Genomic DNA, 22,720 nt, shown 5'->3' with positions numbered 1-22,720 from the left:
TTTGAGAACATCAGAAATAACGCAAAAGGCCCGGTTTTGCCGGGCCTTTGTCTTTCAAGATTCGTCCGCATGCCCCTCAAGGCTTCGGCGCATACGCCGCCCCATCCACCGTTTCAGGCCGGCCATCCAGAAACAGAGCGCTGACCCGCGGTGCAGTCTTCGCAATCGTCTTGCCGCCCTTAATGACGAAGAGCCGGTTCGCCTTGAGCCGCAGTGCCTCGGCCGCATCGCGCGCCTGCAGGATGACGAAATCGGCCTTGGTGCCCTTCTCGATCCCGTAGCCTTCGATGCCCATGGTCTTGGCCGAATTGACGGTCAGGCATTCGAAGATCTTCTTCTTGTCCTCGATGCCCGCCATCTGCGCCACATGGATCGCCATATGGCCGACTTCCAGCATGTCGCCTGAGCCCATGTTGTACCAGGGGTCCATCACGCAGTCGTGCCCGAAGGAAACGTTGAGGCCGGCCTCCAACAGCTCCTTCACCCGCGTCATGCCGCGCCGTTTCGGATAGATGTCGTGGCGGCCCTGCAGCATGATGTTGATCAGCGGGTTGGGGATCACATTGATCTTCGCCTCCGCCATCAGCGGAATGAGTTTCGAGACATAGTAATTGTCCATCGAATGCATCGAGGTCAGATGCGAGCCGGCCACGCGCCCCTGCAGGCCGAAGCGCACCGTTTCCGCCGCCAGCCGTTCGATATGCCGCGACATCGGATCGTCCGTCTCGTCGCAATGGATATCGACGGGCAGACCCCGCTCGGCGGCAATCCGGCACAACGCCGCCAGCGATTGCCCGCCCTCTTCCATCGTCCGCTCGAAATGCGGGATGCCACCGACGATATCGAGCCCCATGTCGAGCGATCGCTCCAGCGAGTTGACGCCATCGGCCGCGCGGTAGTAACCGTCCTGCGGAAAGGCGACGAGCTGCAGGTCGATGTAAGGCTTCACCCGCTCGCGCACCTCGATCATCGCTTCCGCTGTCACCAGCCGGGGATCGGAGGTGTCGACATGGCTGCGGATATAGAGAAGCCCCTGGCTCACCGCGAGATCGCAATAGCGCAACGCCCGCTCGACCAACGCCTCTTTCGTCAGCATGGGCCGAAGCTCGCCCCACAGCTGGATGCCCTCGAGCAATGTGCCCGAGACATTCATGCGCGGCAGGCCGAGCGACAGCGTCGCATCCATGTGAAAATGCGGATCGACGAAGGGCGGCGACACCAGCCGCCCCGTTGCATCGATCACCTCGCCCGCCTCCGCCGCAATCCCGGCCTCGACCGCTGCGATCTTGCCGCCGCTGACGGCAATGTCGATGCCGGAGCGGCCATCGGGGAGGTTGGCGTTCTTGATGAGGAGATCGAACATGGGCTGGATACTCGAATGGTGGAAGGGAGACATCGAATGTTTGCGATGCACGCGCCCGCGTCAAGCCTCGCCATGGGCTTGCCCCGCCTCGTCCCAAGTCTTAAACCCGCCCCATGCTGATCCTCGACAACATCATCTCCGATCGCGGCTCAAAATACGCCGTTTCGGGCGGCCCGTGCCGCTCGGCGGCGGAAGCGCGGGCCTTCATCGATGAGCTGAAGCAAACGAAGAAATTCGCCAAGGCGACGCATAACAGCTGGGGCCTCGTCTGCGCCGACGGCCCGCTCAAGAACGACGATGGCGAAAGCGGCGCGGGCGCGATCATTCTCCGGATGCTGGAGCGCGAAACCTTGAGCGACCACATCGTCGTAGTCACCCGCTGGTATGGCGGCAAACATCTCGGCGGCGACCGCTTCCGCCATGTCACCGATGCCGTGCGCACCTATCTCGATGCGCTGAAACCCTGAAAGCAACATAAGAAAAAGGGCGGAACCGAAGTCCCGCCCTCTTGTTCAATCAAGCCACCTTCGCAGCCCGTGCAGCCTTTTCGGCCGCCTTGCGCTTGACATCCGGCGGCGTGGCCTCATCGGCGAGCGACGACAGCGCCTCGGCCAGCGTCATCGGCGTCTGGTTCTGCGAGCCGAGGCGGCGGATGTTGACCGTCCGCTCTTCCGCCTCGCGCTTGCCGCAGACGACGATCACCGGAACCTTGCCGACGGAATGTTCGCGGACCTTGTAGTTGATCTTCTCGTTGCGGAAGTCGGTCTCGACATGGAGACCCGCGTCGCGCAGAAGCTCGGCCACCTCGCGACCATAGTCGTCGGCCTCCGACGTGATCGTCGCGACGACCACCTGCACCGGCGCGAACCACAGCGGCATATGGCCGGCGAAGTTCTCGATGAGGATCCCCAGGAACCGCTCCATCGACCCGCAGATGGCGCGGTGGATCATCACCGGCTGCTGCTTTTCCGAATTGTGGTCGATATAGAAGGCGCCGAACCGTTCCGGCAGGTTGAAGTCGACCTGCGTCGTGCCGCATTGCCATTCGCGGCCGATGGCGTCGCGCAGCGTATATTCGAATTTCGGCCCGTAGAACGCGCCCTCGCCCGGCAGAATGCCGGTCTTGATGCGCCCGCCAGACTGCGCCTCGATGGTCTTCAGAACCTCCATCATGACGCTTTCGGCGCGATCCCACAGCGCATCCGACCCGACGCGCTTTTCCGGCCGCGTCGAGAGCTTCACGACAACCTCGTGAAAGCCGAAATCCTCATAGACCGAGAGGATGAGCTGGTTGATGCGCAGGCATTCCGCCGCCATCTGCTCGTCCGTGCAGAACACATGCGCGTCGTCCTGCGTAAACCCGCGCACGCGCATCAGCCCGTGCAGCGCGCCGGACGCCTCATAGCGATGCACGATGCCGAATTCGGCCAGACGAATGGGCAGTTCGCGATAGGACTTCAGTCCATGCTTGAAGATCTGCACATGGCCGGGGCAGTTCATGGGCTTCAGCGCAAAGACGCGGTTATCCGCTTCCTTGTCTTCCGGATGCGTGAACGCATAGGCCGATTTCACCGCGAACATGTTTTCCTGATACCAGCCCCAGTGACCGGAGGTCTCCCAGAGCGAGGCGTCGAGCACCTGCGGCGCATTGACCTCCTCATAGGTGCCGGAAAGCCGGCGGCGCATATAGGCCGTCAGAGTCTGGAACATGCGCCAGCCCTTGGAATGCCAGAACACTACGCCCGGCCCCTCTTCCTGGAAATGGTAGAGATCCATTTCGCGGCCGAGCTTGCGGTGGTCGCGCTTTTCCGCCTCTTCCAGAATGTGGAGATAGCGGTCGAGGTCTTCCTGCTCGGCCCAGGCCGTGCCGTAGATGCGCGTCAGCATCGGATTGTTGCTGTCGCCGCGCCAATAGGCACCGGCCACCTTCATCAGCTTGAAGGCCGTGCCGATCTGCCCCGTGGAGGCCATATGCGGCCCACGGCAAAGGTCGAACCAGTCGCCCTGATAATAGATCTTGAGGTCCTGACCTTCCGGGATCGCATCCACCAGCTCGACCTTGTAGCCCTCGCCCTTGTCGGTGAAAACCTGTTTCGCCTTCTCGCGCGACCAGATTTCCTTGGTGAACGGCTTGTTGCGGGCAATGATCTCCTTCATCTTCTTCTCGATCTTCGGCAGATCGTCGGTCGTGAAGGGCTCGTTTTTCGCAAAGTCGTAGTAGAACCCGTTCTCGATCACCGGCCCGATGGTGACCTGCGTGCCAGGCCAAAGCTCCTGCACGGCCTCGGCCATGACGTGGGCGGCATCGTGGCGAATGAGCTCCAGCGCGCGGGGATCGGTCCGCGTCACGATCTCAATCTTGCCGTCGGTCACGGGATCGGACAGATCGCGCACCACGCCATCGATAGCGACCGCAATCGCCTTCTTGGCCAGCGATTTGGAAATCGATTCAGCGACGTCCTTGCCGGTCGCGCCGGCATCATAGGAACGTACGGAACCATCGGGAAATGTCAGGGAAACAGCCATATCAGGTCTCCTTTATCCAGTCCCGCCTACGAGCGCGGGTGGAGGTGGTTAGGGGCGACGCGGGGCGCATGGCCGAGGGCGTCGCGGGACGTGGGCGGTATAAGGGGATTTGGGGGGATTGGGAAGGGGGAAGAGAACGAAGCCGCCTCCAAGCCAGGCAGCAGCTCCGTCTCTAGATGTGATTATCGCCGTTCTTCCACCCGAAGCATCTCCCGCTCGCTCTCCATTGCAAGGCGGGCGACCTTCGCGACCAACCATAGCGAGGGAATTCCTACGATTGCGCCGAGTATGTAAGACGCAACGTCGTTAAGGTTGAAGAGGCCTGATAGCGCCCAGGCAAACGCGCCGACGGCGGCGAGGAGTTCGATGGCGATCAGTGTTGTCACCGAGACGATGCCAAAGAGGCTGCCGATGGCGAGACGTGTCCGTTTCATGAGAAAATCCATTCCTTCGCGGCGCGCAAGCGCGCCTGCCACCGCGAATGCGCGAGGCAATATGTCTTTGGAGCGCCTTTCGGCACCCGAGGAAAAAGGGATGCTCAGGAAAGCGGAGGTGAACGGGCGCGCCTGTGTGCAGGCTCGGTGGAGGAGACAGCCCCGGTGGCCTTGACTGAAGAAATGGCGCCAATCTGGAAATATTCGAGCCCGGCGTGAGACGGCAGAACGGCGGCAATCGCTCCGCCGGCGAAGGGCGGGTGCGGGTCCCTGGCAGACGCCAGAATCTGAACGGCATTGCGATGAAATGGCAGCGCAAATTGCGCCTCGTGCTTTTCCCCTGCGAGGCTCGGGGTTCCCGGCCCGACAATGCCTAATGAGGAGACCGGAAAAGGTGCAAGCCCAAGGCACAGAAGCACCAGGATAGAGACGGCCAGCTTGCGTATGTTAAAAGGCTGCATTCGCGTTTCCATAACAGAACCTGTGCGCTGCGGCTATACTCGTCCGGCAATCGACCGGCGCAAACCCACATGAAGACGTGCAGCACAAAAAGAAAGGAGCCGGCCCAATGCCAGCTCCCGTCGCGTGATGGGTGGTAAAGCTGATCAAGGCACCAAGGCAAGCTCTTCGCGCGACATGCGTGTCGTACCGGTAAGGCCGCCGAGCCAGGCTGCGAGCGCACCGATGACAAGGGCCGCAAAGGCAATGATGGCGCCGGCAGAGAAGGCCTTTGCTGCGGTCTGAGCGGCTTCGGTCGCGCTCTGCTTGGCTTTGGCTGCGGCATCCTTGTACTGCTGCTCATACTGGGCAACCTGTTGGCGAGCCTGATCGACCGGAATGTTCTGCGCCTTGGCAATGGCATCGGCTGCACGGTTGCGGGCCTCTTCGGCCTTGACCTCTTCGCCCGTCAGTGCCGCCTTGACGGAAGCGACGGCAGCATCGCGGAGTGCGGCTGGATCGTTTCCGCCCGTCGCATTACGAATGCTCTGTTCGATACCGGCCATCGGGTCCGGTGCCTTGGCGATCGAGGGTGCTGCAGCTGTGGCAACGGTCGCGACAGTCGCGCCACTGCCCTGCACGATGCTGCCGAGACCCGAAAACGCACCGCCGATCAAACCGCCGATGGAGGTCGTCAGAAGGTAGACAACGACGAGCGTCGTGGTCGCCCAAGAAACGATCCCATGCAGACCGCCGGTCGAGCGCACAGGACGACCGGAAAGCCGGCTTGCGACATACCCGCCGATGAAGGCCGCGATGATGCCGCTGCCGATCAACCACGCGGCCGTCGTCATCGAGGCAGTTGCGGCAGACGGATTATCGGTCGAGGCGGGGTTGACGATGCCCGCGCCAATCCCACCGCCGAGAAGGTTGAGAAGTATCTGAACCACCAGCATCACGGCGACGCCGGCAAACACCGCGCCCCACGACACCCGGTGGAATGCAACATTGACAAGCGGATTTGCTTCGCGACCGTAGACGCCTGCAACTGAATAATGTTCTGTCATGGGAAAACCTCCTTATAGCTCAAGCAATTGAGCGCCCGGAGAACGTCGGCAACGGAAAGAAGTTCCAGCAATATCTTTATATAAGTATCTGCGCATAGAAAGATCTGCGGCTGCCTAACGACAATCCTCATGCATCCAGGGACTTAGATAGGTCCGCAGAAACCGCGGTTTAATCAGCAGGTGCTAGGGTATTTGACTGAAAGATGGCGATAACGCCCCAGCATGGCAGAGCCGGGGTGGTTGAAAACCCCGGCTCGTTCCAGAAGGACCCCGGGTTTTCGCCCTACTTCCGGAAGACAAAGCCGGCGCCCGACTGGAGGTTAAGGCGCCGGCCTGTATTGACCCGGGAACTCACGTTCCCGACATGTCTTATCTTATAATAAGTCTGCCATAGCAAATTAAAATTATGTAATTTTCATGACATTCTAAAATAAACATCACGCAACCATGCGCGGCGCCTTGGCCCGCATCAGCATGCCAAAGAGGTCGCGCGGTTCATCGGGATCGGCCAGCAGGTCCAGCTCTTCGAAAAGTCCGGTCTCGAGCAGCTTCGAACGCACATATCGAAGCGCCGAAAAATCCTCCACTGCAAAACCGACGGAGTCGAAAAGCGTGATTTCGTCGCGTCCCTGACGCCCCGGCGCCCTGCCCGACATCACGCTCCACAATTCCGTCACGGCGTGATCCGCCGGCAATTGCTGGATCTCGCCCTCGATGCGCGTCTGCGGCGGATATTCGACGAAGATGGACGAGCGCAGGAGAATGTCGGGATGAAGTTCGGTCTTGCCGGGACTGTCGCCGCCCACCGCATTGATGTGGATGCCGGGGCCGATCATGTTGTCGGTCAGGATCGTCGCATTCAGCTTGTCGGCCGTCACGGTTGTCACAATGTCGGCACCCATGACTGCCTCTTCGGCCGTCTCGCAGATGACGCAGTCTATGCCAGCCCCTGCGAGATTGCGGGCGCATTTCACACTCGCAGAACGCTCGATGTCATAAAGCCGAACCTTGTCGACGCCGAGCAACGCCTTGAAGGCGAGAGCCTGAAACTCGGACTGCGCGCCGTTGCCAATGATCGCCATCGTCCGGGCATCATCCCGTGCCAGATATTTCGCAGCAAGCGCCGACATGGCTGCGGTGCGCAGCGCCGTCAGCATGGTCATTTCAGACAGCATCAGCGGATAGCCGGTCGCCATGTCGGCGAGAAGGCCAAAGGCGGTCACCGTCTGGCGACCGGCCCGCGTGTTCTTCGGATGTCCGTTCACATACTTGAACCCATAGACCTCCCCATCGGTCGTCGGCATCAGCTCGATCACGCCTTCCTGGCTATGGGCGGGAATGCGCGCCACCTTGTCGAAGCTCTCCCAGCGGCGGAAATCCGTCTCGATCTCACCTGCGAGTTCGATCAGGAATGTCTCGACGCCAACGCGATGAACGAGCTTCATCATGTGATCGACGCTGACGAAGGGGACGATATTGAGCTTCTGCTGCATGGTTCACCTCTGGTTCTTGTTGTGAATTCAATAGGTCTGCGTTGGCCGGTCCATCACGCGCTTGCCCATCAGGCTTGCGGCCAGATCGGTCATCAGGATCGCGGTGCGTCCGCGCTCGTCGAGGAACGGGTTGAGTTCGACCAGGTCGAGACTGGTGACGAGACCGCTGTCGGACACGATCTCCATGATCAGATGCGCCTCGCGGAAGGTCGCGCCGCCGGGAACGGTTGTACCCACGCCCGGCGCGATCGTCGGATCGAGGAAGTCGACATCGAGGCTGACATGCAGGTCGCCGCCGGCAGCCTTCACCTTGTCCAGAAAGCGCCGGAGAAGCGGCACGACGCCCTCTTCATCGATCATGCGCATGTCGCAAACCGTGACGCCATGGGCGGCGAGCGCGATCTTCTCGGCAGGATCGACGCTGCGAATACCCATCATGCAGATGTTCTTGGGATCGACCGGGAATGCGGGCTTCTGCAGCGCGCCATCGAAGCCGCCAAGCCCGCAGGCATAGGCCATGGGCACGCCATGCAGATTGCCGCTCGTCGTTGTCTCCAGCGTGTGAAAATCCGGATGCGCGTCGAGCCAGAGCACGAAGAACGGACGACCGCGCTGCCCGGCATAGGCCGCATTGCCGGTGAGCGAACCCGCGGCAAGGCTATGGTCGCCACCGATAACGACCGGGATGCCCTCGCTGCGTGCAGCGATCACGGCCTCGCGAATGGCCTCGGTCCAGCCGACAAACTCAGGAAGAAACTTCAGCACCGGATTGTCATGATGCGCGCCCTCGCCGCCGTGCCGAACGAGATTGCCGCGATCCTCGACCTTGTGGCCAAGCTCGGAAAACGCCTGGATAAGCCCCGCGGCGCGAAACGCGTCCGGTCCCATATTGCATCCGGGGCGCCCCGTCCCCTCCTGCACGGGCGTTCCGATGACGATGAGTTTCTGCTGGTCCATGTGGCGCTCCTGATCCTTGTCAAGGTTTACTGTGAAAGTCCGGCGATCTGAACAAACCAATTTGGCAATTTCGCCAATCCGGCTTATCATAATGAACAGGATATATGACATTTTGGACAAGACGATGGACGAGCACGATTACAGGCTGATCACCCTGCTGCGCCACAACGGCCGCCGCGCCATCTCCGATCTCGCACACGAAACGGGCCTTTCGCGCGCCACCGTTCGCGCCCGGATCGAAAAGCTCGAGAAGTCCGGCGATATCGTCGGCTACACCGTGGTGCTGCGCGCCGATGCGTTCCACGCCCCGGTCCGCGGCATCATGCTGATCGAGGTCGAAGGCCGCGCCGCCGAACGGGTGGCCTCGGCGCTGGGCGGCTATCCGGAAGTCACGGCGCTGCACAACACCAACGGGAAGTGGGACTTCATCGCAGAAGTCGCCGGCAACAGCCTTACCGAATTCGACGCCATCCTCCACCGCATCCGCCGCATCCCCGGCATTGCCTCGTCGGAGACGAATATCCTGCTGTCGACACCGAAAAGTACGAGCGCGCGGCTTTGAGGGTGAGACGCGTGGACACCAGCCTGATCCGTCAGCCCATCATTTCCGTACCAATGCTCTGTATATCTTAGTCAGCTTGTATTGGCCGCCGCATGCCCAGTTCCAACGCACCCTCCATTGTCCTCATTCGCCGCGACCTGCGCCTCGGCGACAATCCGGCCCTAACGGAAGCCATCAAGCGCGGCGGACCGGTCATCCTTCTTTACATCCGCGAGACCGACGATCCGGATGCCGGCGCGCTGGGAGCGGCGCAGCGCTGGTGGCTGCATCATTCGCTGACGCGGCACATGAAAGCCTGCGAAAGCCGCGGCAATCTGATCATTCTGCGAACGGGCAGCCAGAACGAGATCGTCCAGAAGATCGCCAAGGAGACCGGAGCAACCGCGATCTTCTGGAACCGCCGTTATCATCTGAAGGGCCGCGAGACCGATGCCGACCTGAAAAGATGGGCGAAGGACCATGGCCTAGAGGCAAAGAGCTTCGCCGCCAATCTGCTGCATGAACCTTCCAAGCTGCTAACAGGTGCGGGCGGTCCCTACCGGGTCTACACGCCCTTCTGGAAGGCTTTCTCGGCAACCGAGAGCTTCGGCGAGCCCCTGCCCCCGCCTTCGAAAATCCGTGCGCCTGAGCGACTCCCGGAAAGCGAAATCCTGGACGACTGGAAGCTCCTGCCGACAAAGCCGAACTGGGCCGGATCCTTCATGGACGCCTGGATCCCCGGCGAACAGGGAGCCAAGGTCGCTCTGATCTTCTTCCTGGAAGAAGCCATGCGCGGCTACCGGACGCAGCGCGACTTTCCGGGCAGCAAGACCACATCGCGTCTGTCGCCCCATCTGGCGCTGGGCGAGATCTCGCCGCTGCAGATTTGGCATGCGGTTGAGGAAGCCGAAAAAGGCTATCCGACCGAAGACACGATCCATTTCCGCAAGGAACTTGTCTGGCGAGAATTCTCCTGGCACCTGCTCTTTCACTACCCCGATCTGGCGAACAAGGAATTCAATCCACGCTTTGCCGATTTCGGCTGGAGCCACGACGAACGCGCTTTCCGCGCCTGGACACGCGGCATCACCGGCTATCCGATCGTCGATGCCGGCATGCGCGAACTCTGGCAGACCGGCTGGATGCACAACCGCGTCCGCATGATCGCCGCCTCATTCCTCATCAAGGACCTGATGATCGACTGGCGCTACGGCGAACAATGGTTCCGCGATACACTGGTGGATGCCGACCCGGCCTCCAATGCCGCAAGCTGGCAATGGGTGGCAGGCTCTGGCGCGGATGCCGCACCCTATTTCCGCATCTTCAATCCCGTCCTTCAGGGGGAAAAATTCGACCCCAAGGGCGATTATATCCGCCGCTACGTGCCGGAAATCGAAGGTCTCGGCAACGAGGCGATCCACAAGCCGTTCGAGGCGAGCAAGGCCTTGCTCGACAAGGCCGAAATCAGGCTCGGCTTCACCTATCCCAAACCGATGGTGGATCACGGTGTCGCAAGGGATCGGGCTTTGCGGGCTTATGACGCCGTGAAGGGCAACACGCCGGAGCAGTGACAATAAGGGGCCCTGTGTCTTGACATTGTCGGACGTCTTGATAGCTTTGCTTCATGGCTCCACGTACAACCCGCACCGAGAAACTCGATCTTCGACTGACAGCAGAGGCGAAGAAGACGCTTGCCGCTGCCGCTCAGGCGCAGCGCCGCTCGTTGAGCGAATTCGTGCTGGAGAGTGCGATCGACAGGGCGGAAGAAGCGCTTGCCGACCGTCGCGTCTTTCAGGTTTCACCTGAGAATTGGGATGCCTTTGCGGCGGCCTTGGATGCCCCTCCTCGCGACTTGCCGCGACTGCGCAAACTGCTGACTGAGCCGGGCGTCTTTTCGAAAAAGATCACTGGTGAGTAACCTGCGGGTTGAAAAGCTTAATCGCGGACATGCGGTCGAGACTTTCGACTGTGGCGACCTGGCACTCAACAGGTTCCTCCTGCGCATCGCCCTGCCGAACCAGATGGCGAATGCCTCTCAGACCTATCTGGGGATCGCGGATAACGACACAATCGTCGGCTTCTACACGCTCGCCGTCGGAGAGGTTCGTCACGAGGAAGCACCGGAACGCCTGGTAAAAGGCCTCGCTCGCCACCCTGTTCCGATCATGTTGCTGGCAAGGCTGGGCGTCGATCTGGCCTGGCAGGGAAAGGGCGTCGGCGCCGGGTTGTTGCGTGACGCCGTTCTTCGCACACTACAGGCGGCCGACATTGCGGGTATCAGGGCGCTTGTGGTTCACGCCAAGCATGATGCCGCCCGGTCCTTCTATGAAAGGTTCGATTTCCAGCCTTCGCCAACCGACCCTCTTCACCTGTTCGCGCTGCTCAAGGATTTAAGAAACCTCTGAAGCTTTATGATCCGGCGAATTCGATGTGGCGCTGCTGGCGCAGAAGCCCCAGACGCGACACAATAGTAAACTTCCCCGGAACAACCCTCCCGCCTGCGCCGTTGAGGAGGCAGGACGCTGCGATCGCGGCGCCTGTCTCATCCAATCGCTCAATCAAAAATCGGAGGAAGCCATGCCTTCTATCGATCAATCCAGGATTCTCATCATCTCGGCCAACGGCTTCGAACAATCGGAACTCATGGTTCCGCTGGAAAAGCTGAAACAGGCGGGCGCAACCGTGCACGTCGCAACGCCCGATGGCCAGCCGGTGAAGGGCTGGAAAGACAAGAACTGGGGCGAGAGCGTGAACGCCGATCTCAAGATTTCGGACGCCCGCGTCGATCAGTACGACGCCCTCGTCATTCCGGGCGGCCAGATGAACCCGGATATTCTGCGCACGGAGCAGGACGCCGTGTCTCTGGTCCGCAAATTCGCTGATAGCGGCAAGGTCATCGCGGCGATCTGCCACGGTCCGTGGATGCTGGTTGAAGCCGGCGTCATCAAGGGTCGCGAGGCGACCTCTTACGGTTCGATCAAGACCGACATGGTCAATGCCGGCGCACGCTGGCGCGATGTCGAGGTGGCGACCGACGAAGGCATCATCACCAGCCGGTCTCCGAAGGACCTCGAAGCCTTTGTCGCCAAGATCATCGAGGAAATCGGCGAGGGCCGCCACGACCGCCGCGCGGCGTGAAAACCCGCGAACAAGCCGATCTTCGCTCAAAACAGCTTTTCTCCCCGCGCGAGCCAGTCTCGCGCGCGGTTTCTGTCGCAAAGGGTTCATGGGATTCCAGTCGCGACGAACTTGACAATCTCTGGCTGACAGACTTCTTTGGCAAAGTTGTATTGCGTGTCTTTCCGATTGCAAAGGACGTCATAGATGCCAAGCGTACAGAACGCTCGCGACACGCTGAAATCCTACGATCCCATCATCGCCGGTTCCATCGTGACCCCCGTCTCGCTGACGGGCACGACACAGCGCGTCATCGTGGGGACGATTACTGTCGACAAGGCGCTTCTGACCCCCGGTCGAAAACTGCGTGCCAGCATGATTGTCGAAGGTAACCTCTCTTCGGCGACCAAGATTTATGCCGTACATTCCAACGTTGCGGGCGCCGGACTTTCGGGAGCCGGTTACGTCATCAATGCGGCATTCTCGGGTTCCGCGAACAAATATGCCACGATCGGAGAATTGATATTGCGCGATACCGGCCAGATGGGCGGCATCGTCAACACCTATTCGGGCCTCGGGGCAGTCGGCGACAGCCTTTCGCTTTATCAGACCGAATTCGACCTGGCCGCCAACGACCTTGAACTGATGGCAGCCTTCGAGCTGACCGATCCGGCAGATATGCTCATCCTGCACTCCTTCGTCGTTGAGGTGATCTGATGTATAGCGGCAACCGTTCCGGCGAGAATATCGGCATCTCGCCCGCCAGGTATCTCCAGGTCGCCATCGACGGAACAACCGTCCTCGGGCTCGAGCCGGGCGATCTTTTCACCGGCGCCGACAGTCGCCTCACCCTGCTGCAGACGCTGACGACCACGCCCTACCAGCTTCCCTCCAATTATATCGGCATGCATTTCAAGGATCAGAACGCGCCGACCAATGTCGTCTTCGGCACGCTGCGCCTCCACGATTGCGATTGCTCGTGGCAGGATATCGACCCGAACGCGCAGGGCCCATCCGGTTACGACGCGGGCGCGGTGGCGCGCCTCGACGCCCTGGTCAGCCTCGCCCATTCAAAAAGCGCCGACATCATCTACTGTTTCAACGGCACGCCTGCCGGCTTTGCCGTGGACGGAAATATCCGCCAGCGCAGCGTCTACGAGTTGCCCTTGCAGAATTTCCTGGCCTGGCTGTGGGACCGTTACGGGACCAAGATCACGGCGATCGAGCCCTGGAACGAGCCAAACACTCCCGGCTATTTCGCCGGAACCTACTCGGGCGCCGGCAATGATCTCTGGCTCCATTCGAGCCGGATTTACGACTGGGTGAAATATTTCAGCCGGCCATGGACTGTCCTCACGCCCTCGTTCACCGATGCATCGGGCGCGGTATCGATGAATACCTACATGCAGGATGGCGGCAATGACAAATGCGACGCCTTTGCTTTCCACGCCTATCAGGGCTCGGAGTTCCTGAAATTCGATCGAAAGAACACCGATGCCTTCCTCGCCGTTGCCGCGTCGCGATCGCCTGGCAAGGACATCTGGTGCACCGAAGTCGGGAACAGCAATCCGACCCGTCGCAGCATTGTCGAGCCGGTACTTTACATGTCGGCCAAGGGGGTCAAACGTGTCTGCCTCTACGCCTGGGATCATGAGGGCAAGATCGACATGCGCATTTCCCGCCTTGGCGCCGGCACCTGGAATTCAATCGTCGCGGAACTCCGAAGCGGCAGCATTTCGCGGGTCTCCACCATCGGAATGATGATCGGCGCCGTTATCGGCGGAGTAAATGTTTCGGCTTGAAATGCTCAAGACGGACCTGATCGACGGCGGAAGCCGGGGCTGAGGTCCGTCGCCCACGGAACAAACCTTCGCCTTTCGCCCCCAAATAAGAAAACGATTGCCTTGCGAAATGCCCTTTTCGCAGACAAAACTCGCGGCAAATTCAAAGACTGCGAGAATGAAAAGGTTTGTCGCCCATGTCCCAGTTCCCCTCCGTCATCGAAGCCATCGGCAATACGCCGCTGATCAGGCTGAAAAAGGCCTCGGAGCTGACCGGCTGCACCATTCTCGGCAAGGCCGAGTTCCTGAACCCCGGTCAGTCGGTCAAGGACCGCGCAGCTCTCTTCATCATCCGCGATGCGGAGAAGAAGGGCCTGCTGAAGCCCGGCGGAGTGATCGTCGAAGGCACGGCCGGCAATACCGGCATTGGCCTCACCATGGTCGCCAAGGCGCTCGGCTATCGCACCGTCATCGTCATCCCGGAAACCCAGAGCCAGGAGAAGAAGGACGCGCTGCGTCTTCTCGGCGCCGAACTCGTGGAAGTTCCGGCCGTGCCGTACAAGAACCCCAACAACTACGTGAAAGTTTCTGGCCGCCTCGCAGAGGAACTCACCAAGACCGAACCGAACGGCGCAATCTGGGCCAACCAGTTCGACAATGTCGCCAATCGCGACGCACATATTGCGACCACGGCCCCGGAAATCTGGGAAGCGACGAATGGCAAGGTCGATGGCTTCATTTGCGCCGTCGGCTCGGGCGGCACGCTCGCCGGCACGGCGATGGGTCTCCACGCCTTCAACAAGGACATCAAGATCGGTCTCGCCGACCCGGAAGGTGCCGCGCTCTACCAGTATTACACGACCGGCGAATTCGCCTCACCCGGCTCGTCCATCACCGAAGGCATCGGCCAGGGCCGCATCACCGCCAACCTCGAAGGTTTCACGCCGGACTTCTCCTATCGCATCCCGGATAGCGAGGCGCTGCCGATCGTCTTCGATCTGGTGGAAGAAGAAGGCCTCTGCCTCGGCGGCTCCTCGGGCATCAATATTGCCGGCGCGATCCGCCTCGCCAAGGACCTCGGCCCCGGTCACACCGTGGTGACAATCCTCTGCGACTACGGCAACCGCTACCAGTCGAAACTTTTCAATCCGTCTTTCCTTGAAGCAAAGGGCCTGCCCGTGCCACAGTGGCTGACGACGAATCCGAATATCCGGGTTCCGTTCCAGCCCGTGGACTGAAGGTTCAATGCCGACAAGACTGTTGTTTCGCGACGATTTCTATCTTTCGACCTGCGAAGCGACGGTGACCGCGGTGCATGGCGATGGTGCGATCGAACTCGACCAGACCTGCTTCTATGCGACATCCGGCGGCCAGCCGGGCGATACCGGCTTTCTCGAACGCGCCGACGGCAGCCGCATAGCGCTCGATGTGACGGTAACAGGCGAGACCAAGGACATCATCCTTCATCGCCCTTTGGAAGGCGAACCACTACCCGACGTCGGCGAAAAGCTGGTGCTTCATATCGACTGGCCGCGCCGCTACAGGCTGATGCGCATGCACACGGCCTGCCACCTTCTTTCCGTCGTCTGTCCCTATCCGATCACCGGTGCCGCCGTCAGCGAGGACGATTCCCGCGTCGATTTCGACATGAGCGAGACGATCGACAAGGACGACGTGACGGCGAAGCTGATGGAACTCGTCAACGCCAACCATCCCGTCTTCCTGCAATGGATCACGGACGAGGAGCTGGCGGCCAATCCCGGCATCGTGAAATCCAAGAATGTCCGCCCGCCGATGGGGTTGGGCCGCGTCAGCCTTGTGTGCATCGGAGAGAATTCTTCCGTGGACAGCCAGCCCTGCGGCGGCACACATGTCTCCGAAACGCAGGAAGTCGGCGCAATCCATATCGCCAAGATCGAGAAAAAGGGTAAGGAAAACCGCAGGTTCCGAATCCGATTCGGCTCGCCAGACGATGCCTCTTAAAGCATTTCCAGCCAAAGCGGCCCCGCTTTGGCGTCGGACAATGCGACAACAGGAAACGAGAGCCTCAGAGGTGAAAGCATTTCACCGAACAGGCTCGGAGGAATAAGAAAATGACTGCTGACAAGAGCCGCTTCGTGGTCGAGCCAGATTGGGTCGAAAAACAGCTCGGCGCGCCCGAATTCAAGATCGTCGACGCCGCCTGGTATCTGCCGGCGCAGAACCGCAATGGCGCGGAAGAATATGCCGCAGGCCACATTCCGGGCGCCGTCTTCTTCGATCAGGACGTCATTGCCGACCATGCGACCGGCCTGCCGCATTCCGTCCCCTCGCCCGAATTCTTCGCTGCCGAAGTCGGCAAGCTCGGCATTTCAGAGACTGACACGATCGTCGTCTATGACGGCCCCGGCATTTTCACCGCGCCCCGCGTCTGGTGGCTGTTCCGCCTTATGGGCGCCGAGAAGGTTTATGTCATGAATGGCGGCCTCGACGGTTGGAAGCGCGATGGCCGTCCGCTGGAAACCGACCTGCCGGAACCTGCACCGGCCATCTTCACGCCGAATTTCGACGCCTCGAAGATCACGACCTTCGAGGCCATGAAGGACATCGTCGCCTCCGGCTCAAAACAGATTGCCGATGCGCGCGGTGCAGGCCGCTTCACGGCGGAAGAACCGGAACCCCGGGCCGGCATGCGCGGCGGTCATATGCCGGGTGCGAAAAACCTGCCGATGGGCGTCTTCTCTGAAAATGGCCGCTTCAAGTCGCTGCCGGAGATCAAGGAAACAATCGAAATGGCCGGGATCGACCTTTCGAAGCCCGTGGTCACCAGCTGCGGCTCCGGCGTCACCGCCGCCGTCATCACGCTCGCACTGACCTCGCTCGGCCACACCGACAACACGCTCTACGATGGCTCCTGGTCGGAATGGGGCTCCAAACCCGATACGCCCATCGTCACGGGCCGGGAATGAGCAAGATGGCAGCCACGAAGAAGCCGAAGGCCATCAAGGCTCATATCACCTATCTCGAAATGACCGCGCCGCCGAAGGCGCAAATGCCGGTGCCGGCCAACCTGCACACAGCGATCATGCGCGCGGAAAACATACCGCTCGCCTATTACCGCTATCTCTATCGTCAGGTCGGCGCGCGCTGGCACTGGGTCGACCGACTGCGTCTCTCAGACAAGCGCCTGGCCGCCCTTCTGCATAGCGCTGCCAGCTATATCGGCATTCTCTATGTCAACGGCGCGCCCGCGGGCTTCTATGAGCTGCGCCATGAGAGCGAAGAGGTCGTCGAACTCTGTCACTTCGGCCTGATGGAACATGCGCTCGGCCTCGGCGTCGGCAAATGGTTCCTGCTCCAGGCACTCCGCGCCGCCTGGAACCTCAACCCGCAAAAGCTGACGGTCACGACGAACAATCTCGACCACCCGCGTGCGCTCCAGCTCTACCAGATGTTCGGCTTCTCGCCGGTCTCGACCTCGGACGCACTGGTGCGGCCGCTGAGCGATGACGAATTGCTGGAACTGGCAAAACGGGATAGCGGGATGGTGACGGTGACGGAAGGTTCGGGGAAGTAAGGCGTCAGCCGCTGTCACCACGGGGCGACAAGGTTTGCGGACGTCATCATCGCTCACTCCCCGCCGTCATCCTCCGGCCTGTCATTGGCCGTCATCCTCGGGCCTGTCCCGAGGATCTGCCACGAGAGCCAAAACCGGTCGGTGAATGGCTCTCGGGATGACGGTATCCTCACCCGCAACATTCTCCTGCACCGTCGAGCCCGCAGTTTCTTCAGTAGATCCTCGCCACAAGGGCGAGGATGACGGCGAAGGGGTGCAGCCTGTCCTCTCCCCTTGTGGGAGAGGAAGCGATTTCAACATCTTAGCTTCAGCTAAGTGTTAGAAATCGCCGGTGAGGGGTTTCAACGCACACACAGCGTCTGAAATCACCCCTCACCCCAGCTCCTCAGCCATGGCAAGCAGCTTCCGCACGATCTCCGTCGCGGCAGCATCGTCCTTGCCGAGCTTGCGCGCGATAGCCTCGCGCAGATTGAGGAACGCCGCATCGACGCCGCGCGGAAGCTCCGGGCCATCCTTGCGGCCGGGGCCGTGACGCTCCTCCCGTTCCTTCATATGCGCGCACAGCGCCTGGAGCCGCTCGACGATCATTGCCGCCTGCGGGCGGTTTTCATCGAGATGTGCCTTGCCTTCGACAGTGATGGAATAGAGCTTCTTGTTGCCATCCGTCGTCGTCGCGGCATAGCCGGCCTCTTCGAGCAGCGTGAGCGTGGGATAGATGACGCCGGGGCTCGGCGCATAGGCGCCACCGCTCATCTCCTCGATCTGCTTGATGAGATCGTAGCCATGACGCGGCTCGGCCTCGATCAGAGACAGGACGAGAAGCCGGATATGGCCCTGACCGAGCGAGCGCCCGCGCGGGCCGAACCCGTCATCGCCGCCGCCGAACCCGCCGCGACCGGGGCCGCGCCCACCGCCTTCCCCCATGAAACCACGACCAAACGGACCGCGGCCCATCAGCATCATGGCGAGAAACTTTTCGCGCTTGCCGAAATGGCTTCCCTCGCCGTGCTCACGGCAGTGGCGACCGGGACGGCCTTCCCCGTGATGACCATATCGCTCATGGCGCTCATGGCGCTCATGGCGCTCATGGCGCTCATCAAAATGTTCTTGCATGAAAATCTCCTTCAGATGTGTTTTCGATATATCGGAATATAGACCGATTCTTCCCGAGCGCAAGAGTTAGATATAACGAAAATGTATCTTTATATAAAGAAAAGGGCCGGGAGATAGCTCCCGGCCCCGCAAATCAATAACTTAGATATATCGAAAGACTGTCGGTTAGTCGTAGCTTTCGACAAGCTGGTTCATGCTGCGCGAAGGCTCGGTGCAGCCAGCCTCGCCAACAACCCGTGCCGGGACGCCTGCCACCGTCGTGCATTTCGGCACCGGCTTCAGCACGACAGACCCCGCGGCAACGCGCGAGCAGGAGCCGACCGTGATATTGCCAAGCACCTTCGCGCCCGCGCCGATCATCACGCCATCGCCGATCTTCGGGTGGCGGTCGCCGGTTTCCTTGCCGGTGCCACCAAGCGTGACGCCCTGCAGGATGGAGACATTGTCGCCGATGACGGCCGTCGCGCCGACGACGAGGCCGGTCGCATGGTCGAGGAAGAAACCGCGACCGATCGGTGCGGAAGGAGCAATATCCGTCTGGAAGACGCTGGACGAGCGGCTTTGCAGATAGAGCGCGAAATCCTTGCGGCCCTTGCTCCAGAGCCAATGCGCCAGACGATGCGTCTGAATGGCATGGAAGCCCTTGAAATAGAGCACGGGTTCGATGAAACGCGTGCAGGCCGGGTCGCGGTCGTAGACGGCCTGGATATCGACGCGCAGGATCGTTGCCCATTCCGGCCAGTCGGCCAGCATTTCCTCGAATGTCTGGCGCAGCAGAACAGCCTGCATGTCGGGATGATCGAGGCGTTCGCAGATGCGGTAGATCACACAATCTTCCAGCGAACGCGCATTGATGACGGTCGAATACATGAAGGCGGCGAGCACCGGATCGTGCTTCGCGGCGGTCTCGGCCTCGAGTTTCATCGCATCCCAGATGGGATCGACGCTCTTGATGTGGACCGGCTTCAGTTCGCTGTGCGCGGACATGCGCATCTCCTTGCTGGCTTCCTCGGACAGCCAATATATTCCATCCCGATGAGAACTTAAATGGGGTGGGCTCAAATGAACTTAACACAGGCTTTCGCCGGGGGCGGCATCGTGGCGACGCTGGAGAACCATGTCGGCCTGCTCACCATCTCCAACGCACGTCGCAAGAACGCGCTGAACCTTGCCATGTGGCAGGGCGTGACGGAAGCGACCGATTGGCTCGTTGCGCACGACGCCCGCGCCATGATCCTGCAGGGCGATGGCGGCGTGGACTTTTCCGCAGGCGCCGATATTTCCGAATTCGACGAGGTCCGCAAGGATACGCAAAGTGCACTCGCCTACGAAGCCGCCAACAGTGCCGCCTTTGCCGCGATCCGCGAGGCGCCGGTGCCTGTCATCGCCAAACTCCGCGGCATCTGCTTCGGCGGCGGCCTGGGGCTCGCAGCGGCGGCCGACATCCGCATCGGCGACGAGACGGGCCGGTTCGCGGTGCCCGCCGGCAAGCTCGGCCTCGCCTATCCGGCAGATGCCATGGCGGATATCGTCGCGGCGCTGGGTCAGGCGACGGCAAGGCTCGCGGTGTTCACGGCGCGGCAGTTTTCGGCGAGCGATCTTGGCGGGAGCGGCCTCCTGACGATGCGGGTGGAGAGCGCAGCGCTGGACGGAACCGTGGAGAAGATCGCGGCAGACATCGCCGCCAATGCACCCCTTTCCATCCGCGCCTCGAAGGTCGCGATCCGCGCTGTCGTGGCGGGCGATGCAGCGCTTCAGGCCGAGGCGGCGCGGCAGGGTGCGGCTACGTTTGACAGCGCGGATTATCGCGAAGGACGTACAGCCTTTGCGGAGAAGCGGAAGGCGGTTTTCACCGGTAGGTGACAGCACATCCTCTTCCCTTGTGGGAGAGGATAGCCTGCCCCAAGAGCCGCAGGCGATTGGCTTGGCAGGCTTGGTGAGGGGTGTCGGAAGGTCGCAGCAAGAATGCGCCCCCTCACCTGGAAAATCTAGCACTTAGCTGAAGCTAAGATGCTGATTTTCTTGTCCCTCCCACAAGGGGAGAGGCAAAACCTCACGAATGTTTGTGCAGAAACTCCAGCGCCGCCTTCTTGAACACCCTGTCCCCCACGGCCAGCATGTGGTCCCGGTTCGGGATGTCCAGCGCCTCCGCATGCGGCATCAGCATGGCAAGCTCCTGGGGCGAACCCGCAATGTCGTCCCTGGTGCCGACCCCGATCAATACCGGCATGTCGATCTTGGCCATCTGCTCGGCGCTCAGCAGGTCGCGCGAGGTGCGGATGCAGGCGGCGAGCGCCAGGCGGTCGCTCTTGGTCTGGTCGGCAAAGGCGCGGAACATGCGGCCGCGCTCGTGGGTCACGTCATCCAGCGAGGGCGCAAGCAGCGCATCGGCAATCGGGTCCCAGTCGCCTACCCCGGTCACCATCCCGATACCGAGCCCGCCGAGGATGACGGTGCGGATGCGATGCGGGAAGGCCAGCGCTGCAAAGGCGGTGATGCGCGCGCCCATCGAATATCCCATGACATGGGCTTGCCGAATGCCGAGATGATCGAGCAGCGCGATCGCATCGGCGGCCATCAGCGGCACATGGTAGCGCGACGGCTCATGCGGCTTGTCGCTGCGGCCATGGCCGCGATTGTCGATCGCAATCACGCGGTAGCCGGCATCGCCCAGTGTCTTCAGCCAGCCGGGATGCACCCAGTTGACCAAGGCAGACGAGGCAAAGCCGTGGATGAGCAGGATCGGATCACCCGCCGGATCGCCCTCGTCGAAAAAGGCAAGCTTCAGCCTGTCATGCTGGAAGGAAGAAAATGCGGGGGCGTTGAGATGCAAGTCAGGGCTCCACAGGCAAACGAACGGGGCTTTGAGAATGCTCCTTACCTATTGCAGTTTCTCGAATTCGCAAGCCTCTTTCGACAACCTTTGCCTGAAGATCGATCTTGCAAATTTGATCAAGTCATACGTAGATGCCAGCTGAAAACTGTCATCCGGAGCCTTCCCTTGTCTTCATCAGACCACAAGCAATCACCCGCCAGCCCCTCCCATGTCTATGCCGCCATCACGGATATGAACGGCATCTTCCGGGGCAAGCGCGTGTCGGCAGAAAAGCTCGACAAGCTGAAGAAAGACGGCATCCGCATGCCGATGTCCTCCATCGGCGTCGACATCTGGGGCACGGATACGGCCGGCACGCAGCTCACCATGGAACGTGGCGATCTGGACGGCATCTGCGAGGCAACCGGACGCGGCGCGCTCGATCTCGGCATGGATGGCCCGGTCCTGCCGCTCTGGATGTGCAAGGAAACCGGCGAACCCTATTACGCCGATGGTCGGCATCTCCTGCAGCTCGTGCTCGACCGCTACAAGGCGGCGGGGCTGACCCCTGTCGTGGCCTCCGAAGTCGAGTTCTACCTTCTCGATGCGTCCAGTGATGGCATCGCCCCTGCCCGTCCGCAGGTCGGCGGCCCGCCGCGAGAGTTCGACAATATCTATTCGCTCGAAGAATTGAGCGATGCCGGCCCCTTCATCGATGATCTCTACAGGACCGCCGCCGCTGCCGGCATTGAAGTCGATGCGACCATCGCCGAAGGTGCGCAGCGCCAGTTCGAGTTCAACCTGATGCACCAGCCCGACGCGCTGAAGGCGGCTGAGAATACGCTCTTCCTCAAGCAGATCATCCGCAATGTCGCACGCCGGCACGGTTATCTGGCAACCTTCATGGCGAAGCCCTACCCGGACAAGGCCGGCAGCGGCTTGCATATCCACTTCTCCATGCTGGACGAAAGCGGCCACAACGTCTTCGACGACGGCACGGAAAAGGGCTCCGACATCATGCGCGCCGCCGTCGCCGGGCTCATGGACAGCATGGCCGATGCTACGCTGATCTTCGCGCCGCATCTCAATTCCTATCGCCGCCTGTCACCCGGCGGCCTTGCGCCAACGACGGTGGGCTGGGGCTACGAGAACCGCACGGCCGCGATCCGCATTCCCGGCGGCCCCCATGCGGCGCGGCGCATCGAGCACCGCGTTGCCGGCATCGACACCAATCCCTTCCTCGTGCTCGCGACCATTCTCGGCGGCGCGCTGGATGGCATTGCCCGCATGCTGACGCCGCCGGAGCCCGTCACCAGCAACTCGCACGAACTCGACCTGCCGAAGCTCGCCAGGGACTGGCGGCAGGCGCTGGAGCGCTTCGAGACGGCGGAAAGCATGAAGCGCATCCTGCATCCGGAATTCGTCACCTGTTTCGCCGCCGCCAAGCAGCAGGAACAGGATGTCTTTGCTGCGCAGGTGACCGATCTTGAGATCGCCACCTATCGCCTGAGCGTCTGAC

General features: G+C 61.2%; 24 protein-coding genes. 14 read left to right on the top strand and 10 right to left on the bottom strand.

What is annotated here, in order from left to right:
- Positions 1-76 precede the first annotated feature (76 nt).
- Positions 77-1,363, bottom strand: a complete 1,287-nt coding sequence (locus ABID16_RS03835; RefSeq protein WP_354555019.1) for an amidohydrolase family protein — start codon at positions 1,361-1,363, stop codon at positions 77-79.
- A 113-nt stretch (positions 1,364-1,476) separates the two neighbouring features.
- Here ABID16_RS03835 and ABID16_RS03830 point away from each other — a divergent pair, with 113 nt between their 5' ends.
- Entirely contained in the window at positions 1,477-1,830 is a 354-nt protein-coding gene (locus ABID16_RS03830) for a YigZ family protein (protein ID WP_354555018.1), read from the top strand.
- A 49-nt stretch (positions 1,831-1,879) separates the two neighbouring features.
- On the opposite strand, the gene thrS is transcribed toward ABID16_RS03830, so the two are convergent.
- The 6 genes from thrS to rocF form a co-directional block, all read right to left on the bottom strand.
- Positions 1,880-3,889 carry a threonine--tRNA ligase gene (thrS, locus tag ABID16_RS03825; protein WP_354555017.1) on the bottom strand — a complete coding sequence of 670 codons (2,010 nt, stop codon included), beginning with the start codon at positions 3,887-3,889 and terminating at the stop codon, positions 1,880-1,882.
- A 182-nt stretch (positions 3,890-4,071) separates the two neighbouring features.
- Positions 4,072-4,323: a hypothetical protein gene (locus tag ABID16_RS03820; RefSeq protein WP_354555016.1), complete on the bottom strand. Its 252-nt coding sequence runs from the start codon at positions 4,321-4,323 to the stop codon at positions 4,072-4,074.
- A 104-nt stretch (positions 4,324-4,427) separates the two neighbouring features.
- Positions 4,428-4,784, bottom strand: a complete 357-nt coding sequence (locus ABID16_RS03815; protein ID WP_354555015.1) for a hypothetical protein — start codon at positions 4,782-4,784, stop codon at positions 4,428-4,430.
- A gap of 144 nt (positions 4,785-4,928) precedes the next feature.
- Entirely contained in the window at positions 4,929-5,828 is a 900-nt protein-coding gene (locus tag ABID16_RS03810) for a PspA/IM30 family protein (protein ID WP_354555014.1), read from the bottom strand.
- A 437-nt stretch (positions 5,829-6,265) separates the two neighbouring features.
- Positions 6,266-7,321 carry an ornithine cyclodeaminase gene (gene ocd / locus ABID16_RS03805; protein ID WP_354555013.1) on the bottom strand — a complete coding sequence of 352 codons (1,056 nt, stop codon included), beginning with the start codon at positions 7,319-7,321 and terminating at the stop codon, positions 6,266-6,268.
- Positions 7,322-7,348: 27 nt separating this feature from the next.
- The gene (rocF, locus tag ABID16_RS03800; protein ID WP_354555012.1) at positions 7,349-8,278 is read right to left on the bottom strand and encodes an arginase; all 930 of its coding nucleotides are present in this window, start codon (positions 8,276-8,278) and stop codon (positions 7,349-7,351) included.
- A 124-nt stretch (positions 8,279-8,402) separates the two neighbouring features.
- Here rocF and ABID16_RS03795 point away from each other — a divergent pair, with 124 nt between their 5' ends.
- The 11 genes from ABID16_RS03795 (at position 8,403) to ABID16_RS03745 (ending at position 17,273) form a co-directional block, all read left to right on the top strand.
- Complete coding sequence (locus tag ABID16_RS03795) at positions 8,403-8,840, top strand: Lrp/AsnC family transcriptional regulator (RefSeq protein ID WP_354555011.1); 438 nt, start codon at positions 8,403-8,405, stop codon at positions 8,838-8,840.
- A gap of 92 nt (positions 8,841-8,932) precedes the next feature.
- Positions 8,933-10,390 (top strand): cryptochrome/photolyase family protein, encoded by a 1,458-nt coding sequence (locus ABID16_RS03790; RefSeq protein ID WP_354555010.1) that lies wholly within the window; start codon positions 8,933-8,935, stop codon positions 10,388-10,390.
- 53 nt (positions 10,391-10,443) lie between these two features.
- Positions 10,444-10,737 (top strand): type II toxin-antitoxin system TacA family antitoxin, encoded by a 294-nt coding sequence (locus ABID16_RS03785; RefSeq protein ID WP_354555009.1) that lies wholly within the window; start codon positions 10,444-10,446, stop codon positions 10,735-10,737.
- Positions 10,730-11,224, top strand: a complete 495-nt coding sequence (locus tag ABID16_RS03780; RefSeq protein ID WP_354555008.1) for a GNAT family N-acetyltransferase — start codon at positions 10,730-10,732, stop codon at positions 11,222-11,224. The genes ABID16_RS03785 and ABID16_RS03780 overlap by 8 nt, the downstream gene beginning before the upstream one ends.
- 172 nt (positions 11,225-11,396) lie before the next feature.
- Complete coding sequence (locus ABID16_RS03775; RefSeq protein WP_354555007.1) at positions 11,397-11,957, top strand: type 1 glutamine amidotransferase domain-containing protein; 561 nt, start codon at positions 11,397-11,399, stop codon at positions 11,955-11,957.
- 186 nt (positions 11,958-12,143) lie between these two features.
- On the top strand, positions 12,144-12,653 hold the full coding sequence (locus tag ABID16_RS03770; protein WP_354555006.1) for a hypothetical protein: 510 nt from the start codon (positions 12,144-12,146) through the stop codon (positions 12,651-12,653).
- The gene (locus ABID16_RS03765) at positions 12,653-13,738 is read left to right on the top strand and encodes a hypothetical protein (RefSeq protein ID WP_354555005.1); all 1,086 of its coding nucleotides are present in this window, start codon (positions 12,653-12,655) and stop codon (positions 13,736-13,738) included. Before ABID16_RS03770 ends, ABID16_RS03765 begins: the two co-directional genes overlap by 1 nt.
- 176 nt (positions 13,739-13,914) lie before the next feature.
- On the top strand, positions 13,915-14,955 hold the full coding sequence (locus ABID16_RS03760) for a cysteine synthase A (RefSeq protein WP_354555004.1): 1,041 nt from the start codon (positions 13,915-13,917) through the stop codon (positions 14,953-14,955).
- 7 nt (positions 14,956-14,962) lie between these two features.
- The gene (locus ABID16_RS03755; RefSeq protein WP_354555003.1) at positions 14,963-15,700 is read left to right on the top strand and encodes an alanyl-tRNA editing protein; all 738 of its coding nucleotides are present in this window, start codon (positions 14,963-14,965) and stop codon (positions 15,698-15,700) included.
- A 110-nt stretch (positions 15,701-15,810) separates the two neighbouring features.
- Entirely contained in the window at positions 15,811-16,665 is an 855-nt protein-coding gene (gene sseA / locus ABID16_RS03750; RefSeq protein ID WP_354555002.1) for a 3-mercaptopyruvate sulfurtransferase, read from the top strand.
- 5 nt (positions 16,666-16,670) lie between these two features.
- The gene (locus tag ABID16_RS03745; RefSeq protein WP_354555001.1) at positions 16,671-17,273 is read left to right on the top strand and encodes a GNAT family N-acetyltransferase; all 603 of its coding nucleotides are present in this window, start codon (positions 16,671-16,673) and stop codon (positions 17,271-17,273) included.
- Positions 17,274-17,645: 372 nt separating this feature from the next.
- Here ABID16_RS03745 and ABID16_RS03740 read toward each other — a convergent pair whose 3' ends face one another.
- Positions 17,646-18,386: a PadR family transcriptional regulator gene (locus ABID16_RS03740; RefSeq protein WP_354555000.1), complete on the bottom strand. Its 741-nt coding sequence runs from the start codon at positions 18,384-18,386 to the stop codon at positions 17,646-17,648.
- 165 nt (positions 18,387-18,551) lie between these two features.
- Positions 18,552-19,373 (bottom strand): serine O-acetyltransferase, encoded by an 822-nt coding sequence (cysE, locus tag ABID16_RS03735; RefSeq protein WP_354554999.1) that lies wholly within the window; start codon positions 19,371-19,373, stop codon positions 18,552-18,554.
- 75 nt (positions 19,374-19,448) lie between these two features.
- Between cysE and ABID16_RS03730 the strand changes: the two genes are divergently transcribed.
- Positions 19,449-20,249, top strand: a complete 801-nt coding sequence (locus ABID16_RS03730; protein ID WP_354554998.1) for an enoyl-CoA hydratase-related protein — start codon at positions 19,449-19,451, stop codon at positions 20,247-20,249.
- Between the two features lie 190 nt (positions 20,250-20,439).
- Here the strand turns inward: ABID16_RS03730 and ABID16_RS03725 are convergent, their stop codons facing one another.
- Positions 20,440-21,219 carry an alpha/beta fold hydrolase gene (locus ABID16_RS03725; RefSeq protein WP_354554997.1) on the bottom strand — a complete coding sequence of 260 codons (780 nt, stop codon included), beginning with the start codon at positions 21,217-21,219 and terminating at the stop codon, positions 20,440-20,442.
- 168 nt (positions 21,220-21,387) lie between these two features.
- Here ABID16_RS03725 and ABID16_RS03720 point away from each other — a divergent pair, with 168 nt between their 5' ends.
- The gene (locus ABID16_RS03720; protein WP_354554996.1) at positions 21,388-22,719 is read left to right on the top strand and encodes a glutamine synthetase family protein; all 1,332 of its coding nucleotides are present in this window, start codon (positions 21,388-21,390) and stop codon (positions 22,717-22,719) included.
- The last annotated feature ends 1 nt before the right edge of the window (position 22,720 follow it).

Origin of the sequence: Limnomicrobium aquaticum (genome assembly GCF_040545545.1) — a bacterium.
In the GTDB taxonomy this organism is placed as follows: domain Bacteria; phylum Pseudomonadota; class Alphaproteobacteria; order Rhizobiales; family Rhizobiaceae; genus Ensifer_A; species Ensifer_A aquaticum.
Note: the sequence above shows the minus strand (reverse complement) of the source record. Positions and strands in the feature narration are given on the sequence as shown.